This window comes from Microbulbifer maximicatervae (SeqCode), assembly GCF_052467225.1.
The window spans coordinates 1,060,222-1,076,485 of record NZ_CP174303.1 but is presented as its reverse complement, the minus strand read 5'-3'; the positions used below and the strand labels follow the sequence as shown (position 1 = coordinate 1,076,485).

The 16,264-nt window shown below is 51.0% G+C and carries 15 protein-coding genes; 5 read left to right on the top strand and 10 right to left on the bottom strand.

Going from position 1 to position 16,264, the window contains the following annotated elements; all coding sequences use genetic code 11:
* Positions 1-53 precede the first annotated feature (53 nt).
* The 3 genes from cpdA to ACJJIZ_RS04740 form a co-directional block, all read right to left on the bottom strand.
* A complete protein-coding gene (cpdA, locus tag ACJJIZ_RS04750; protein ID WP_444915368.1) occupies positions 54-878 on the bottom strand; it encodes a 3',5'-cyclic-AMP phosphodiesterase in 825 nt (274 codons plus the stop codon).
* Positions 879-919: 41 nt separating this feature from the next.
* Positions 920-1,441, bottom strand: a complete 522-nt coding sequence (locus tag ACJJIZ_RS04745; protein WP_444915367.1) for a DUF1249 domain-containing protein — start codon at positions 1,439-1,441, stop codon at positions 920-922.
* An 87-nt stretch (positions 1,442-1,528) separates the two neighbouring features.
* Positions 1,529-2,191 (bottom strand): NUDIX domain-containing protein, encoded by a 663-nt coding sequence (locus tag ACJJIZ_RS04740; RefSeq protein WP_444915366.1) that lies wholly within the window; start codon positions 2,189-2,191, stop codon positions 1,529-1,531.
* A gap of 146 nt (positions 2,192-2,337) precedes the next feature.
* Between ACJJIZ_RS04740 and ACJJIZ_RS04735 the strand changes: the two genes are divergently transcribed.
* A complete protein-coding gene (locus ACJJIZ_RS04735; protein ID WP_444892190.1) occupies positions 2,338-3,378 on the top strand; it encodes a glycosyltransferase family protein in 1,041 nt (346 codons plus the stop codon).
* A 37-nt stretch (positions 3,379-3,415) separates the two neighbouring features.
* Positions 3,416-4,468 carry a glycosyltransferase gene (locus ACJJIZ_RS04730; protein WP_444915365.1) on the top strand — a complete coding sequence of 351 codons (1,053 nt, stop codon included), beginning with the start codon at positions 3,416-3,418 and terminating at the stop codon, positions 4,466-4,468.
* Positions 4,469-4,537: 69 nt separating this feature from the next.
* Here the strand turns inward: ACJJIZ_RS04730 and ACJJIZ_RS04725 are convergent, their stop codons facing one another.
* The 4 genes from ACJJIZ_RS04725 to ACJJIZ_RS04710 form a co-directional block, all read right to left on the bottom strand.
* The gene (locus ACJJIZ_RS04725; RefSeq protein WP_444911647.1) at positions 4,538-5,089 is read right to left on the bottom strand and encodes a DUF4136 domain-containing protein; all 552 of its coding nucleotides are present in this window, start codon (positions 5,087-5,089) and stop codon (positions 4,538-4,540) included.
* A 22-nt stretch (positions 5,090-5,111) separates the two neighbouring features.
* Entirely contained in the window at positions 5,112-7,496 is a 2,385-nt protein-coding gene (locus ACJJIZ_RS04720) for a PqiB family protein (protein ID WP_444915364.1), read from the bottom strand.
* Entirely contained in the window at positions 7,489-8,025 is a 537-nt protein-coding gene (locus ACJJIZ_RS04715; RefSeq protein WP_413663550.1) for a paraquat-inducible protein A, read from the bottom strand. The genes ACJJIZ_RS04720 and ACJJIZ_RS04715 overlap by 8 nt, the downstream gene beginning before the upstream one ends.
* 148 nt (positions 8,026-8,173) lie before the next feature.
* A complete protein-coding gene (locus ACJJIZ_RS04710; RefSeq protein WP_444915363.1) occupies positions 8,174-8,815 on the bottom strand; it encodes a paraquat-inducible protein A in 642 nt (213 codons plus the stop codon).
* A gap of 350 nt (positions 8,816-9,165) precedes the next feature.
* Between ACJJIZ_RS04710 and ACJJIZ_RS04705 the strand changes: the two genes are divergently transcribed.
* Entirely contained in the window at positions 9,166-10,689 is a 1,524-nt protein-coding gene (locus ACJJIZ_RS04705) for a TolC family outer membrane protein (protein ID WP_444915362.1), read from the top strand.
* Between the two features lie 14 nt (positions 10,690-10,703).
* On the opposite strand, the gene waaA is transcribed toward ACJJIZ_RS04705, so the two are convergent.
* Together waaA and ACJJIZ_RS04695 are read right to left on the bottom strand one after the other, a co-directional pair.
* Complete coding sequence (gene waaA / locus ACJJIZ_RS04700; RefSeq protein ID WP_444915361.1) at positions 10,704-12,029, bottom strand: lipid IV(A) 3-deoxy-D-manno-octulosonic acid transferase; 1,326 nt, start codon at positions 12,027-12,029, stop codon at positions 10,704-10,706.
* A 103-nt stretch (positions 12,030-12,132) separates the two neighbouring features.
* The gene (locus ACJJIZ_RS04695) at positions 12,133-13,053 is read right to left on the bottom strand and encodes a glycosyltransferase family 2 protein (RefSeq protein WP_444915360.1); all 921 of its coding nucleotides are present in this window, start codon (positions 13,051-13,053) and stop codon (positions 12,133-12,135) included.
* Between the two features lie 238 nt (positions 13,054-13,291).
* Here ACJJIZ_RS04695 and ACJJIZ_RS04690 point away from each other — a divergent pair, with 238 nt between their 5' ends.
* Together ACJJIZ_RS04690 and ACJJIZ_RS04685 are read left to right on the top strand one after the other, a co-directional pair.
* Positions 13,292-14,422 carry a glycosyltransferase family 4 protein gene (locus tag ACJJIZ_RS04690; protein ID WP_444915359.1) on the top strand — a complete coding sequence of 377 codons (1,131 nt, stop codon included), beginning with the start codon at positions 13,292-13,294 and terminating at the stop codon, positions 14,420-14,422.
* Complete coding sequence (locus ACJJIZ_RS04685; protein ID WP_444915358.1) at positions 14,415-15,080, top strand: YrbL family protein; 666 nt, start codon at positions 14,415-14,417, stop codon at positions 15,078-15,080. The genes ACJJIZ_RS04690 and ACJJIZ_RS04685 overlap by 8 nt, the downstream gene beginning before the upstream one ends.
* On the opposite strand, the gene ACJJIZ_RS04680 is transcribed toward ACJJIZ_RS04685, so the two are convergent.
* Positions 15,077-15,964: an ELM1/GtrOC1 family putative glycosyltransferase gene (locus ACJJIZ_RS04680; protein WP_444915357.1), complete on the bottom strand. Its 888-nt coding sequence runs from the start codon at positions 15,962-15,964 to the stop codon at positions 15,077-15,079. The genes ACJJIZ_RS04685 and ACJJIZ_RS04680 overlap by 4 nt on opposite strands.
* Between the last annotated feature and the right edge of the window lie 300 nt (positions 15,965-16,264).

Below are 16,264 nucleotides of genomic sequence, written 5' to 3'. Positions count from 1 at the left end.
AATCCCACAAAGTGGGACTTCAAAAAAGCAGGCACATCTCAAGGAGAGGTGACTCAGTAGCCGGAAGACGCAAAGTCAACAGAGTATTTTGAAACCTCAACCCGTTCGACACCGGTTTTATAGCTACCGTCATCATATAAATCGAACCAACGATATCCCGGCATCTCGTCGTCTACGGCAAAAGGCCCACTACCCGGAGTAAATTGTACAGAAGTGGAAGGTGTCGCATGTAAGCCGACCCGGCCCTCATGGTTATCAAACTGCTGATGAACATGACCCCACACGAGCGCTTTGACTTGGGGCGCTTTGGATACCATTTGCAAGAGTTGCTCGCGTCCATCGCGCAGCATATGGCCATCAATCCACTTACTACCCACCTGTACCGGCTGGTGGTGCATCATGATCATTACCGGGTGTTCCCGGGTTTCCCAAAGCAGCAGCTGCAAACGCTCAAGCTGAGCTTCGCTGAGACCGCCACATATCTGGTTTTCAACACTGGTATCCAGAAGCAAGAGGCGCCAACTTCCTAGGGCAACCACTTCTGTACAGCGTTGTGGGGCCAGTTGTTTCATACGAGAGCTTAAGTCGTGATTCCCTGGTAGCCAGTACCAAGGTTTCTGCACCCTGCGCATTTTCTGAAGAAACCGGCGGTAAGAGGCCTCGGCCCCATTCGCGCTAATATCTCCTGTCGCCACCAGCAATTGCGCTGCCTGCTGCCTGGAAACGATTGCGGACAGTACCTCATCCAAAGTATGACCGGTGTCCAAACCCAGTAATTGATAATCCGGCCGGCTGCCGATGTGTGGGTCTGTTATTTGGATCAGACGATATGAATTGGTCTTATCGGACCTGCTAGGCTCATTGTGCTCGCGAATCACTTGCTCACCTTGTAATCACATCCATGTGTTCTACCGCAGAATTAAATTTTTCGGCCATCCAGCACTAATTGAAATTCTGCGCGACCATTTGCAAGACAGTACTCAAGCCACTCACCGAGAAAACGGTTGGCCTGAGGCCTCTCATCTGCGCGCTGCATACGGGGATTTGGGTAAGCGATATCCACTCCTTTACCACCTACCGGCCCACAGCCATTAACTGTTATCACCTCTGCCATCCGCGCATCGTGATAGAGACGAGCGGTCAGGTTAGGAGATGCCAGCCAGTGGCTTTCACTGAGATTTACCTCTGCGTCCAGTGACACTTCTGTGGTGTACCTGGATCTCGCTACCACTCTCAGCTTTAAGCTGCCACCAGGGATTTGATAGCACCATTGCTCTCTCTCTGAAAGCTCAGGTAGCAGCCTCAGTAGACGTAGGTAGTTAGCGTCGCAGTCGGCATGATAAGACGGTAAATCGACGCGATATACTGCTTTACCGTTGCCATTTGGCGACATTTTCATCTGCCTGCGCTGGTGCGCACCTACCTCACGTACTAGAGCCATTATCAACACTCCAATTCATTTGCCGCCGTGACTTACATCTCAGTTTACCTTTTGTGCGGGTAAAGTAGCGCAAAGAGCTGTGACCGCTCAGGCGGGTGGCGTCATATGAGTAAACTGCTTCCGATTTAACTCTAGCCACTGCACCGAAATCAGTGTGGTGGCATTGTCTATCGGGTTTTCTCCCGGGCCGTAATTCCCCCGCATCGCATCTACGACGTTCTGCCTCGGGAATACCCGCAAACGGATATCCTCATTTTCCTCAGCCAAGCCGAATACGCCCTCGGCCTGCTCCAAATCTACCAGGGCACAATACAGATGTATCCGCTCCGAGCTGCCCCCTGGGCTGGGGATATAACTGTGGATAAAATGCAGGTCGTCCACAGTACATCCAGACTCTTCTAACACCTCTCTGCGCGCTACATCCTCCAGACTCTCCCCTTTCTCCACCATACCGGCTACCACTTCAAGACACCAAGGCCCTGCTGGGCGCCCCAGGGCACCTGTTCGGAACTGCTCGGTTAGCGCCAACAGGTCCCTGACAGGATCGTAAAGTAAGACTCCAACGGCCTCTCCGCGCTGAAACAGTTCCCGCTCTATTTCATTGCTCCAACCCCCGCGAAACAAGCGGTGGCGCAATCGCAGGCGCACCATAGTGAAAAATCCCTTAAACACGGTTTCCCTGGAAATTATGTCTACCGAATCAGCGGTGAACTCCGGGTTTAAATCAGTTCGACTGTTATGTTGTGGCATGGTTCGTCTTTCCCTAGGTTTCGGTTTTGCTGCGCTGCTTCCGCGACAAGACCGGGGTACCAGCTGTTATACTCTGCGCCCACCGTACCAGCCGCTGACTGCAGAGGCTATCCGGGTTTCCGTGTTGAATTTCGAGAGTACACAACATGAGAGTGCTGAATATCGCCTATCAGCAGCTACGGCGCTATGGCAAGACAAGGGTTAGCTGGGCACAAAAGCTTACCTTCGGCCTGATTAAGAATGACCACTACACCCAAGTGTTCAGCGACCGCGATATTGCCGCGTTTGAGGCACCCTTTGGTATTCGCGATCTGGGTGTAAAAAAGGCGAACCGACGATTGATGGAAACTGTCGAGGCCTTTGAGCCAGATCTGATCATCGCAGGCCACTGCGATATGATCACTAACGACACTCTGAAGGCCATTAAGCAACGCCTGCCCAATTGCTTTATCGCTCACTGCAATAATGATCCCCTCTTTGTTCCCAGCAATGTCGAGCGAATCAAATACCGTGCGGAAGTCGCCGATGCAGTTTTTGTATCCACCGGGCGAAGAGAACTGAAAATATTTGAGGGCTTTGGTGCTCGTGTTTATCACATGCCGAACCCGGTTGAACCCTCGATTGAAAACCTCAATAACGCTGAACGCACAGATTTAGCCATCGACCTGCTTTTCTGCAGTAACAGTAATAATTTCACCAAGCGTCTGCAAATGGTTAAAAACCTGAAAGATGCCTTGGGGGATTCGCTGAACTTTAAAACCTATGGCAGCTTCGGCGAGGCACCCGTTTGGGGCCGCGACTACGACCACGCTCTATCTCAAACCAAAATGGGATTGAATTTCAATCGCCAGGATACCCATTACTGGTATTCCTCAGCACGTATGGCGCAGTTGGCGGGCAACGGTATTTTGCAGTTCACCAGTGATAAATTACATTTTGACGACTTGTTGCCTGCTGAGAGCGTCGTTTATTTCTCCGATGAGCAGGACCTACTGGAAAAAATCCGCGAATTTAACGGTGACGATGCCAAGCGACGCGCCTGGGCCGCACGGGCCAGGGAGTTTTTCCACAATGAAATGAACTCGAAGCTCTACGCTCAGTACATTGTCGAAGCCACAAGCTTACAGCCTTTTAGCCACGACTATGCTTGGGCTCAAGATATCAATCTGGATGGCACACTCAGGTAGTGTTGCACCCACTCTATTCGATCAGATGCAATAGATTATGAGTAATAACCCAATTCGAGTCGCACAGATACTCGCCGGTGCTGAGCACGGTGGTGCTGAGAATTTCTTTGTGCGTCTCGTCAGTGGATTAAATCCCCGCAGCGAAATTACAGAAAAAGCGTTTATTCGCAACCACGATCACCGGGTACAGGCACTGCGCAGCAACAATGTTGAAACCGAAGGTTTTAAATTTGGTGGCAAGCTGGATTTTCTCGGCCGAAAAAAATACCGGGATGCCCTGAACCAATGGCAACCGGATATCGTGATGACTTGGATGGGGCGTGCCACTTCAATCACCCCCAACTCTGAAAAATACCGGTTGGTAAGCCGCCTAGGGCACTATTACAACCTGAAGTATTACCGTCACGCAGATTATTGGATCGGCATCAGCAAAGGTATCTGCCAGCATTTAAGGGACGGAGGCATCCCCAAGGATAAAATTTTCCATATCCCCAATTTTGCCGATGAGACGCCAGTTAATCCGCTGCCTAGAAACAGCTTCAATACTCCGGAAGACCGGCCCCTGATCCTGGCTGCAGGCCGCCTGCATATCAATAAAGGGTTCGACACCCTCCTGCATTCACTCACCCAGGTTCCCAATGCCACTTTGTGGCTCGCCGGTAGCGGTCCCGAAGAGAGTAAATTGAAATCTCTGTGTCACCAGCTTGGCCTGGAGGAGAGAGTACGCTTCCTGGGTTGGCGCAACGATGTCACCACGTTAATGCGCACTGCGGATATGTTCGTGTGCCCTTCTCGACATGAGGGCCTGGGCTCTATTGTGATGGAGTCCTGGGCCCATCGCTGCCCTATAGTGGCGACGGACTCTCAGGGCCCTGGAGAAGTGATTACCAATGGCAAAACCGGTCTGATTACCCCTATCGATAATGCCGATGAACTGGCCAAAGCCATGAAGTCCGTTATCGAGTCGCCGGAATTGCGCCAAAGCCTGATCGAAAATGCGGCCGAGGAGTACGCAACGACTTATGCGAAACAGGTTATCGTCGACTCCTATATCGATCTATACGAAAACCTGATGAAGAAAGGGCGCTAGCGGTGAATGGCAGCCACCGAATACCCGGTGGCTGCTAAATCGTATTTTTCGTTTCGTGCCAAATCGTACTTATTGATAGGCCGGGGGCAAATCCCGCAAAAGAGCGCTAACCCCATTGGCGATCAGTCGTTGACGCTGCTCAATACTATCGGGGCGTGTTAACAATTCACTGGCTCTCCCCCCCCAAATCACAGCCCCGCCCGGGCGCCCAATACCCACACTCATAATCACCAAAGGGGCATCTGTCAGGGGCGGTAGTTCCACTACATCCTGTGGAGCATTGCTATCAAACTGTTTGTCCCAGCTGGGATCCCGGGTATCACCGGAGAAAAACTCATCGACTACCGCAACCTGGTAATCCACCACCATATCCGCATCCTGGTCCTGGGACACTTGGCGATAGCCTCGTTGCTGTAACTCTGCGGCAACGGTATCGCGCATTTCTTCATCCAACTCCACCAGCTGAGCAGTGGCATCCTCTGTGCCACTCAGCGGAGCTACCCCCCATTTATACGTGGCAAAGGCAACCGGTGGCTCCCCGGTAGCGGCTTTTTCAACCTGTACCTCCTGGCAACCCGCCAATAGCAAGATACTCAGCAAGCCTGTTAATAAATAGCGCATAAAAACTCCTACATTCCCGTACTTATTTTACTGGTTCGACCGTGCCATAAAGTTCTATCTTAGGACTCCAGGTATACCATTTGGGTTCAGCTTTTGGGTAGAGAGGGAAATGGCTGCCCGACTCCACTTCAAATCCCATAAAAGGGGCCTCTGGCGTGGCAAATGCGATCCCCCCCTGCAACAGGGCCTGAGCCGATTCCGTGTTGATATTAAGTCCACTTTTCAGACCGAAATTCACATCGACGCCACTGGCATTCCAAAACACCGTGTGCTCTCGCACCAAGGGCTGGTATTGGGGTTCGATGTGAACATAGATATACACTCGATCAGCATACTCCCCCAGGGAAAAACCTGTAACCTCTCCCACTTTTACCTGGCGATAATAAACCGGACTCCCTGCTACCAGAGATCCTCGCCTCGCAGCATCCAGGATAATTCCCAGCCCAGGGCGGGTAAAAGTTTCTGCCAGGTCCTCTTCCGGTGCCTGTTCCAAAGCGTAAAACTTTGTCTGAGGATCACCTAAGCCAGGCTCAAGCGCCAGGTATCGCCCTGTAATTAGGGTATCCAGATGGGCAATCTTATCGATACTAATTTGCGGGGATACCACCCATATACGTGTACCCTCCCGAGCAAACTGTTCCCCGCGATGATAAAGCTTGGCCCTGGCCCACACCTCGCCCAAAGAGCGATCGAGTCTCAGGCGAGTAATCTCTCCAACTTGTACCCCGCGGTAGCGCAACGGTGCTCCAACTCTCAGCCCCTCGGCACTGACAAGGCTGACTTGAATTTGTATCCCCCCCTCCATAGCCGCTTCCCGACTACTGAAAAGAGGGAACTGGTCTCCATTTTTTGCTTGCCCGCCTTTTCCAAGGTCTTCCCGGCGTATACCAAAGGCGATACCGCCGCGCAGAAGTGACATCAGCGAATCTGCCTCCACTTCCACCCCCTCGGTCAAGCTTGCTGTAGCCCGCAATCCGCTCACATTCCAGAACCGAACGCCTTCCTGCACAAAGTGGGCATAGCGGGGCTCTATCACCACATAAACCTCTACCCCCTCGCCATCCCTACGCAATTCCATTCCCTGAACTTTTCCTACCTCTATACGGCGAAAGTAAACCGGCGCGCCCCGCTGCAAAGACCCTGGATTGCGTGAAGTGAGGCGTAAATGCAGCCCCGGCACACGGGGATCCATCGGTGGCGCAGAGGTTCGCGCAGTGAAATTGCGCTGGGAGCGCTGTCCTTTGCGCAAGTCTACTTCTATACGATTACCTTGGATTAAATCGTTTAATCCGCCAGTAAAATCGAAGGTTGGGGGGGCTAGCCAAAAACGGGTATTTTCGGTGAGCAATTCATCCGTTGTAGGATCCATCAGAACTTTGACTTCCATACCATTCAAACGGCGGTTTGCCTTGGTCCCACTGACTTCCCCTACCTGGATGCCCTGATAGTAAACCTTCGTAGAATCCGGAGTAACATTCACCCCCTGATCGAAATTTAATGTCACAGGAATTCCCGCATCTGCTGCGGCAAAATTTTTATATAACTCAAACTCACTACCATTTACAGCAAGTGGAGACTGACGTTGATTTTCCGGGGTATAAAAACTTACGCCTCCGGCAAAAAGTGCTGCCAGGGATTCTAAATTGACACTGATACCGCTAATACCGCCTTCAATAGATATCCCTGAACTATTCCAAAAGCGGCTGCCCCGATGAACCAGATAGGCATATTCACGACGAATAAATAATTCGATACTGACTTCAGTTCCGTTTCGATCCAAACGGTAATCCGCTACCTGACCGACTCGCAACTGACGATAATATACTGGCGATCCTCGACTTAAAGAGCCCAAACGACGGGACTGCAAAACAACACGCAAACCATCCCCACGGATAAATGCAGGAGGCTGATCCAGGGCAACAAAGTTGCGCTTGCGCTTTCCACTACCTGATTCAACGGCAATGTAATTGCCTGAAAGTAGAGTTTCCAAACCGCTAATACCGGTAATAGATAACTCGGGTTTTACTACCCAAAACTCAGTGCCCTCTACCAATAAATATTCGGCACTGCGATTTAAACTAACTTCGGCCAGAACGCCATCGGCTCCATTCAGCTCTTTCGCATTAGGTACAAGGCTCACATCCTGGACCATACCAATATCGACCCCGGAATATTTGACCACCGTTTTTCCTTTTACCAGGCCATCGCCAGAATGAAATAAAATAGTGGCTTTAACGTCTCCCTCTGACAAATCCTGATAGAGCAACCAGAGAGCAATCAGCCCCGCGATCAAAGGTAAAATCCACACTAGGGGTAACCCCCTACTTGCGCGCACTACTCCCCGCTGAGCGCCTCCATCCAAGCGAGACGCATCACTCGTATCCTGCGGGGGCAGCTCATCAGCCATTTTCTGCGGCGCTCCTATGAGCCGTTTCTGGCTCTACTGCAGACTCATATAAATCTCCGTCATAGGCATCCCAAATTAAACGGGAATCGAAAGTTCGTGCCGCCAACATGGTTACCACTACCACAGAGGCAAAAGCTGTCGCACCAGCTCCAGCAGTTACCTGGGAAATAAATCCCATATCCACTAGCGACACCAGAATTGAAATCATAAATAAGTCTAAGAGTGACCAACGCCCGATGCCGGAAACTACTCGATATATTTTCATGGACTGAATGGGGTCGAAGGACAGGCGCAACTGAATTTGGATCAGGAGCAATCCCAATCCCAGTAGCTTCATCACAGGAACTGCAATACTGGCAACAAAGACAATTAAAGCTATTCCCCACATTCCCGAGTTATAGAGTTGCATGACCCCGCTAATGATGGTGCTGGGATCACCGGCACCTAAATAAACTACTGTCATTATCGGTAACACATTGGCAGGTAAGAGCAATAAAGTGCCAGTAATCGTTAGAGCCCAAGTTAACATCAAGCTTCCTTCGATTCTGCTGTGTACTCTCGCTCCACAGCGCGGACATCGGCAACGACCATTTTGGGGAAGAATAATTAATTGATGACAGCACAGGCAGCTGGTTAAGCCTTTTTTTAAACCTTTATTTGGTACGCTATTCACAAGCTTATTCCTTAAGCGCACGACGCTGTGCTAAGCGGTGCCAAATTGCTGTTTGGTCAAAACTCAGGGAAGAGAGATTTGCCAGTAGCATCATGGCACCAAAACAGTACAGCCCCGGTTCTACCTCCATCTTGCCCAAATCCCGTAATTTAATCAGGGCCACCAAAATTCCGAGCATATAGACATCGAGCATGCCCCACTCTTTCAAGTGCTGGTAAAAACGAACAGCATTGGATACTGGCCGGTCAAGCCAGGCCCAAGCACTGCCCCAACAAATAAACAACAACAGGGCAAATTTACCTACCGGAGCCAGAACGCTACAGAAAAGCACCAGCGCCGAGAGCCAAATAAACCCTGCCTTGAAAAGAGAGTAAACGCCATTAAGCAAGGTACTTTCTGCACCAAATGAGAACAGGGAAAAGTCGAGCAACGGCAAGCTAACAGAGGGAATAAACAGTAATAGGCCGGTTAGACTGAGAGCCAGAGTGTAGTAAATACTATGATTGCCATTGCGATGCAAAGTACAGCGACATCGTGGGCAAATTAGCTTTTGTCCCGGAGGCGCCAAGCCGCCGGTTAAAAGTAGATCGCATTCGTGACAGACCCTCTGCCAATTGGTCAGCACTGCGTTGCGCCCCTCATTCATGGACAGTCAGTCCTTGCCTTATTCTGCACAATTTTTGCCGCATCCAAATGCTTATGAGGCGCGTCTATTGAAATATAGGCCCTCAACCTTATTCAATGGGCCCTAGTTATTGCCAAGAAATTACCGATAAACGCACATAGGTGTCGGTTTAACGAAGATATAGCAAAAAGCCGATTGCCGTCTCGACGGTCGGTTTGACCCCGGGTAAACTCTCGCGACTGCTATTGGGGAGACTGGCAATATTAGTAATAATCGCAAGCTGGAGCCCTCCATATCCCCACTACATGACACCAGCTCCAAATAACTTGCAAAAGCTTGAAGACCGTACCCTCCACAGGAAGTCGAAACAGATGAAAAGAAGTAACCGCACAGAGCCGCAAGGCCGCAAGTTGCGTCCGCTGAAAAAACTAATCGCCGCTACGCTGCTGGGCCTGGGCGCCATGCAGGCGCAAGCCGACACCCTGTGGGATATCTATACACAGGCCCTGGAGAATGATCCCGAGCTGGCCGCAGATCGCGCTGCTTACCACGCGGGTATCGAGGCCAAATATCAGTTCCGTGCATTTCTGCTACCTCAGGTGGAGGCTAATTACATAGCCGAGAGGAGCCATCAATATAGCGCGACAAACAGCTTCCAACTTGTAAATGTCAGTGAAGAGGGTGAACCGGAAGATCTCCAACTGCTAAATCTTAGGCCTAGAAGCAGTAAATCTGTTCAAGAGAGGACCTATGCCGCCACTCTAAATCAGGCTATTTTTGATGCTCCAGCCTGGTTTGATTTCCAACGCGGTAAGATGCTTACCGAACAGGCGACGGCTGAGTTCAGTGCCAACCAGCAGGGGATGATGCTCCGTGTCGCCACAGCGTATTTTGACGTGTTGCGCGCATACGATGTTCTAGAAGCTGCTATTGCTGAGGAGCAGGCTCTAGCCAAGCAGCTAGAGCAGACGCAACAGCGCTTTGAAGTCGGCCTCACAGCTATTACCGACGTCTACGACTCCCAAGCGGCCTATGACAGCTCTGTCGCCCGCCGCCTTACCGCCCAGGATGATTTGCTCAGCAACTTTGACGCCCTGTCTGTATTGACCGGCGGTTATCACGACGAAGTGGCACCTTTGGTTGCCAGCTTTAAGGTAACGCCACCTGTTCCATCCGATCGCGCTGATTGGGTTGAATTTGCCTTGGCCAATAATTTTGTTTTGAAGGCGGCGCGTCTTGGATCGGATGCAGCCCGTTACAATGCCCGTGCAGTGGCCAGTGAGCACCTTCCCACAGTGACCGGAACACTAGCTTATTCGAACTTTAGTTCTGATGGTAAGCAGAGGGTTCGAACTACTGATGTATCTGGAACTCAGTTCACCAGATTCCCGGAAGATACTGAGTCATGGGAGTCATCAGCAGCGGTTACAATTTCCATGCCCCTCTTCACCGGGGGCCTTCTCAGTGCCAATCGCCGCCAAGCCCGCAACCAAGCGTTCGAGGCCCAGGACCTGAGCATACTGACAGAGAGAGATACCATACAAACCACCCGCACCCTACACCGCGCCGTAGTCACAGATGTATCCCGAGTGTCCGCCCGTGAGCAGGCCGTTATCTCTGCTAAAAGCGCCCTGGATGCCACCCAAGCAGGATATGAAGTAGGCACCCGTAATATTGTTGATGTACTGCTGGCACAGCGCACACTGTTCCAGTCGCAAACCGATTATGCCAACTCCCTCTATGACTACATTCTAAATTCACTGAGCTTGAAGCAAGCTGCAGGACTCTTATCCCCTAAAGACCTTCAGGATCTGGATATGATGCTGAATCCTGCAAATAATGTCTCTCGCGTAGAGGAAACTGGAGGCACCAGCCTTCCAGCACCTTCGAAGTAACTGCGTATACGCATCTACCAGAGAGCAGGATTTTTATTCTCTCTCTGGTCTTCATTTTGTGTAGCCAGCCGCTCCACCTCGCCCAGTAAGCGCTGCAAAGCACCGCTATTTTCTGAAGCTACTTTTTTCGCTCTCTGACCGGCGGCTTTTCTTTGCCCCACATCTTCCAGCCAAGCCTGAACTTGTGAAGCCATCGATTCACTGTCTTCGACTACAACCATGGCTCCAGCCTCCTGCAACAAACTGGATACAGTGGCGAAGTTATGCAGGTGGGGACCGGAAATAACTGGCACACCCCAGGCAGCGGGTTCAATCATGTTGTGGCCACCAACAGAAACCAAGCTACCTCCCACAAAAGCAATATCACTGGCTCCATAGAAACGCAGTAACTCCCCCATGGTGTCTCCCAGAATAACCTCATCACTAGCTTTAATGGCTGTGCCTTCACTCCTTCGAACCAGGGCAAAGCCACGCTCCCGACACAGGCGGGCAACACCATCAAAACGCTGTGGATGCCTGGGCACCAACACGAGTAAAAGATCTTTAATCTCTCTCTTCAAAATAGAGAAGGCATCCAAGATCACCTCATCCTCACCCACATGGGTACTAGCCGCCAGCCATATAGGCCTGGAAGACTCCCCCCGCCACTGGTGCGCCAGCGCCTGGGCTTCACTGGCCAGTCCCATATCAATACTGAGGTCAAACTTGATATTGCCGTTGGCTACTGCTCTCTCCGCTGGTAATCCCAGATCGATAAACCGCTGCATATCCGCAGGGTATTGCGCAACAACACGATCCAGGTTGCTCAACATCGTTCGACTCAAAGAGGGAAAACGCCCGTAACCTCGTGCAGATTTTTCACTGAGCCGTGCATTGGCCAATAAAATTGGGATCTTCCTGCTCGAGCAGAGCTTGAGTAGGTTGGGCCAAAGCTCAGTCTCTATAATCACCAATGCACTCGGGCTAAGCGCATTGAGAAATGGCACCAGGCATTCAGGGAGATCATAGGGGAGGTAATAGTGAAGTAAGCGGCCACCAAGAATTGGCTGCAAGGCTTCCTGTACGCGCTCGGATCCGGTTGGAGTTGTAGTCGTTACCAACCACTGCCAGTCTGTATGTCGCGCAGCCAATTTAGAGATCACTGGTACGGCGGCTAGGGTCTCTCCTACAGATACAGAATGGATCCAGATTAACGGTGCCCGGCTGTGCCTTTTTGGAACCTGACCCAGACGCTCTCTTAAACGCAACCGATAGGCCGGCTGGCTACGCCCTCTCCACCAGAGACGTAGAAGGACAACAGGTAAAAACAGGCGGAAGAGCCAGGAATAAAATATTTGCATGAAGCAGGGATCACCTAAAGATCAATATTGCCACCAAAGAAAGTGCAATGATGACGGTTATCTCTTCCAGGTAAAACACCCCCGTAAGGAAGGCCTCAGGCCATTAGTGATCGACCACCCGGTAAAACTCAGAGCGCACCCCAAAAACACCACAAGCCATGCCGGCTGAACGGCAAGCGCGGAGCCAAGGCCCAGAACCCAAGCGCTTTCCACCGAAAATCAATCCTAAAATACAGCCTATGCTGGAGATCAACAATTGCCCCAGAGCCGATACAAAGATACTGGTATGACCGCGACCTTTGGCAAGTTTATGCTTTGCCAGAGTGATACCAGCGGAGAATTTTCTACGCGACAACCAACGCATATTGGCGCGACTCTCCGGTACAGCCTCGTAAACCCTCGCCTCCAGGCAGTAAACAATCTTTCCGCCCTTGGCCTTAAACTCTGTGAAAAAAATCACATCTGTACCGGCACCTAGAGGGTCCTGCTCATTAAACCTCAGGCCTAGCGAGCGGATACTGCTCATCGGTATTAATACATTGCTGGTCGCACAGTAGTTGAGCTGTTCTCCAGTCTTTCGTTTCTGTCGATAAAAAATACGTGAGTAATAGGCAGGCACAGAATCCGGCCAACGCCGAACAACACTGCCACACACCACGCTACTGCCCCCCAGCTTTTGCGAGTAATCATATAGCTGGATTAACCAATCGGGCTCTACCCACTCATCATCATCAATGAAAACCAGGTAGTCAGCCCCCATATTATCCAGTTCATCGATACAGCGATTGCGTGCACAAGGGATTCCCCGCCGCTCTTCTACAGCACAGTTGAGGGAGAAGGGAAAGCTTCCCGACAACTCCTCCACAACTTCTCTACCAGCCTGAGTGTCCGAATCATTATCGACAACCAGTGCAGCCACATTTAAGCCTGTAGGTAGCTGGAGCTTGGCCAGACTTTGCAGAGAACTGCGAAGCCGCTCTGGTCGCTGATAAGTACAAATACAGATCACTAACAAGGGGTGCAATGTAAACTCCAGATTACGGCCAAGAACAAATCGGATATAAGCTTTTTCGGCTGGGTTAAAAAAGAATCAGCCTATACCCTTAAGAATGACCTGTCTATAATACCACTTTTGCCAAATGCTTTATCAGGGCATCTATGGTCCATTTTATATACTCGTGCCCGACCTTCCCTGCTAAAACGCAACCCATTAGTCAAATTAATTCAAAAAACAAATTTCATAAGTCCTGGTATATCTCCCCATGAAAATTATGCAGCTTTTACCCGCTCTGAACTCTGGGGGGGTTGAGAGGGGGACCGTTGATCTTGCCCGCTACCTGGTAGCAGGCGGTCATCAGTCAATCGTCGTTTCCAGTGGGGGGAGCATGGTCGAGCAACTGAAAGCTGAAGGCTCAGCCCATATTGAACTTCCAATCCACAAAAAGTCTCTCTTCAGCCTGTTACAGGTCAGACCACTTCGAGAGGTTATCTCTCGTGAGAAGCCCGACATCATCCATGTGCGTTCCAGGGTTCCGGCTTGGCTAGCCTATCTTGCCTGGCTAAGCCTTGACCCAGCTGAGCGCCCTCGTCTTGTCAGTACGGCTCATGGCCTTTACTCGATAAATCGATACAGTGCCATTATGGCGAAAACCGAACAAGTAATCGCAATATCAGAGTGTGTGAATAGCTACTTATTGGAGAACTATGCAAACGATCTAAAACGCCCCCCACAGATCGTTTATCGGGGTGTTGATACAGATGAGTTCAATCCCGATGTCCAGCCATCGGAGTCCTGGTACCAACAAGTACACCAGGATTTCCCCCAGCTTGTTGGCAAGCGCTGGCTCCTATTACCCGGCAGGCTGACCCGCTGGAAGGGACAAGAGGACTTTATCGATCTAATTCATCAGCTAGTCCAAAACCGTTCTGATGTCCACGGCATCATTCTCGGCGGAGCGGAGAAGAATAAGCAGCACTACGCCGATGAATTGGAGCAAAAAATTCGCTCAATGAAGCTTGAGAACCACCTTACCCTGGTTGGTCATCGTAGTGATATACGCCACTGGTATAGTGCGTCCAGTTTGGTGTATAACCTATCACGTCGACCCGAGCCATTTGGCAGGACCGTTATAGAATCCGCTGCGATTGGCACACCTATTATCGGTTATAACATTGGGGGCCCGGCAGAGTCACTAAATGCCTGTTTCCCTCAAGGGCTAGTTGATATCAATGATTCAAAAGCTTTATTCGTGCGTACTCAAGAGCTGCTCGACAGCCCTGAACAGAAGCCTCACCTATCTACCGATTTCACTTTGGGAAGACAAGCCGAACACACCATTGAAATCTACAAAAGCCTACTCACAGAGCGTACCGGAGCGAAACCGAGTGATTAATTTGAGCCAAAGCGAGCCGTTTGCCAGTGGAGGCAATCGCTTTTGCTACCGACACCCGGAGCGGCCTGAAATCTGTGTCAAGGTGATGCGTCCCGGTCGAACAGCGGAACTATTGGGGCGAGCCCCCTGGTACAAAACCTGGAGAGGGGAGTCCTATTTCGATGATAACCTTCGCGAACTGGAGGGCTATAGCCAGCGAGCTATTGCCAGTGACCGAGAGGACCTATGGCAGCATTTACCACGCTGGTATGGAATTCAGGAGACCAACCTAGGCCCCGCAGCTGTCACCGATATGATTCTGGACAGTGATGGAAATCCAGCGCCCACCCTGCGCCAATACCTGAACAAATACGGTCTCAATGTCGAGGTACGTACATCTTTACAGCGTTTTTCTGAGTGGCTGCTTGAGTATGAGGTTCTCACCAAGAACCTGATTGCCCACAACCTAGTCCTGCGAAAAGAGCAGGGCAAACTTCAAACCTACCTGATTGATGGGCTGGGTTGCGCTTCTTTCCTGCCCCTCCCAAAAGTCTCCAGCTACTTTGCGAGACGCTATATCCGCCGCCGTATCGAGCGTATGTGGCTGAGAGTCGAGTGGGAAATCTCCGATAAGGAAACCCCCTGGCGAAAGTTTGAAGCTGAGGGGCTAAAGCGCTAATGACTTGGCAACCCTGATCGACGCAACAATGCTTGAGCACACAATAGGTATTGATCCAGGGGGGCACGCTGGCCTCCTGCCTTCACCTCAAGCTTTTCGCTAACCAAACCTTGATCCAAAAGTCGTAATACCGCTGAACGCACTTTATTGGATTTGCTGCGACTCGGAACCCGAATCACACCGACTTGGGCCCGACTTTGTAACGACTCGAATAGCATGGAGATACTGTCCTCTGTAACCCAGATTGTCTCCGCTTCCGACAACTGCTTTTGAAGCCAGCCCGTCGGACAAGAGCGCCAGTCAACCAACTCAACACCGCTTCTCTCCAGCTGCTCCATGGTACCCGCCGGTGTTCTCCGACTGTCAGAGATACACCAATTCAAGGGTTGGGCTAATAATTTCTCGACCTGCTCCCGGATTGAGAGGGTATCCCAACTGTAATGCTTACTGGGTCCACCCAATAAAATAAGCCCCCTTCCAGGCTGCAGTACATCACTCTCGAGGGGTTCAGTCAGTGCGCCCTGACTCACAATCACATTAGGCAGAGGGGGCGGACGGTCGTGTTCGGGGACGACCGCAAAATCAAACCAGCTGTAGGGCAACAAAGGGCGATTAATTGCCACTGCGCGACCACCAAACCGGCAACGGGCAGATAACATGGGAAGCCGGCTGCGGCGACCTGTGCCAACCAGAAAGTCGGGGGCTGGCAACACTTCCAGCTCCCCTCCAGCTTTTAGGAGAATACGGCTGGCTGTATATTCTGGCGATATATCAAAAACCTGCACCTCCCCGATATAGCTCCTGCGCATCCCTTCAATCAGAGCTGCGCTCTGCTTTTCATGGGCCCGGTTGCCATCTAAAAAGCGCCAAATAGTAAGTTGCAAGATAGGACCCTAAACTGCTGAAACATAGGAATATAAGGCAGTGTACCTACCCCCCATCAGAGAGGCCACTGTGACAAGGCTTTGGGAGCCCCGAAACATCCAGTATACTGCCCTTCAAACCTTAGCGGGGTACCCGGTAAGTGGCCTTGTAAATCCGTGCCCTCAGGAGGCCAGCTGAAGCGCTCAACAAAACAGATATCCACTTTTACTTTGTGTAAAGCCCCGCAATTATCACCAAAAACCAAATTCCGAGCGTTCATGGACAACAGACTTTTATATAGTATCCAACCATACAGTCTA

Excerpts from the sequence above, each read along its gene's own strand:
- ACJJIZ_RS04735 (WP_444892190.1), top strand. The coding sequence starts at position 2,338 with ATGAGAGTGCTGAATATCGCCTATCAGCAGCTACGGCGCTATGGCAAG.
- ACJJIZ_RS04720 (WP_444915364.1), bottom strand. The coding sequence starts at position 7,496 with ATGGCTGATGAGCTGCCCCCGCAGGATACGAGTGATGCGTCTCGCTTG.
- ACJJIZ_RS04705 (WP_444915362.1), top strand. The coding sequence starts at position 9,166 with ATGAAAAGAAGTAACCGCACAGAGCCGCAAGGCCGCAAGTTGCGTCCG.
- ACJJIZ_RS04740 (WP_444915366.1), bottom strand. The coding sequence starts at position 2,191 with ATGCCACAACATAACAGTCGAACTGATTTAAACCCGGAGTTCACCGCT.
- ACJJIZ_RS04730 (WP_444915365.1), top strand. The coding sequence starts at position 3,416 with ATGAGTAATAACCCAATTCGAGTCGCACAGATACTCGCCGGTGCTGAG.
- ACJJIZ_RS04725 (WP_444911647.1), bottom strand. The coding sequence starts at position 5,089 with ATGCGCTATTTATTAACAGGCTTGCTGAGTATCTTGCTATTGGCGGGT.
- waaA (WP_444915361.1), bottom strand. The coding sequence starts at position 12,029 with ATGCAAATATTTTATTCCTGGCTCTTCCGCCTGTTTTTACCTGTTGTC.
- ACJJIZ_RS04710 (WP_444915363.1), bottom strand. The coding sequence starts at position 8,815 with ATGAATGAGGGGCGCAACGCAGTGCTGACCAATTGGCAGAGGGTCTGT.
- ACJJIZ_RS04745 (WP_444915367.1), bottom strand. The coding sequence starts at position 1,441 with ATGGCTCTAGTACGTGAGGTAGGTGCGCACCAGCGCAGGCAGATGAAA.
- ACJJIZ_RS04690 (WP_444915359.1), top strand. The coding sequence starts at position 13,292 with ATGAAAATTATGCAGCTTTTACCCGCTCTGAACTCTGGGGGGGTTGAG.
- ACJJIZ_RS04715 (WP_413663550.1), bottom strand. The coding sequence starts at position 8,025 with ATGTTAACTTGGGCTCTAACGATTACTGGCACTTTATTGCTCTTACCT.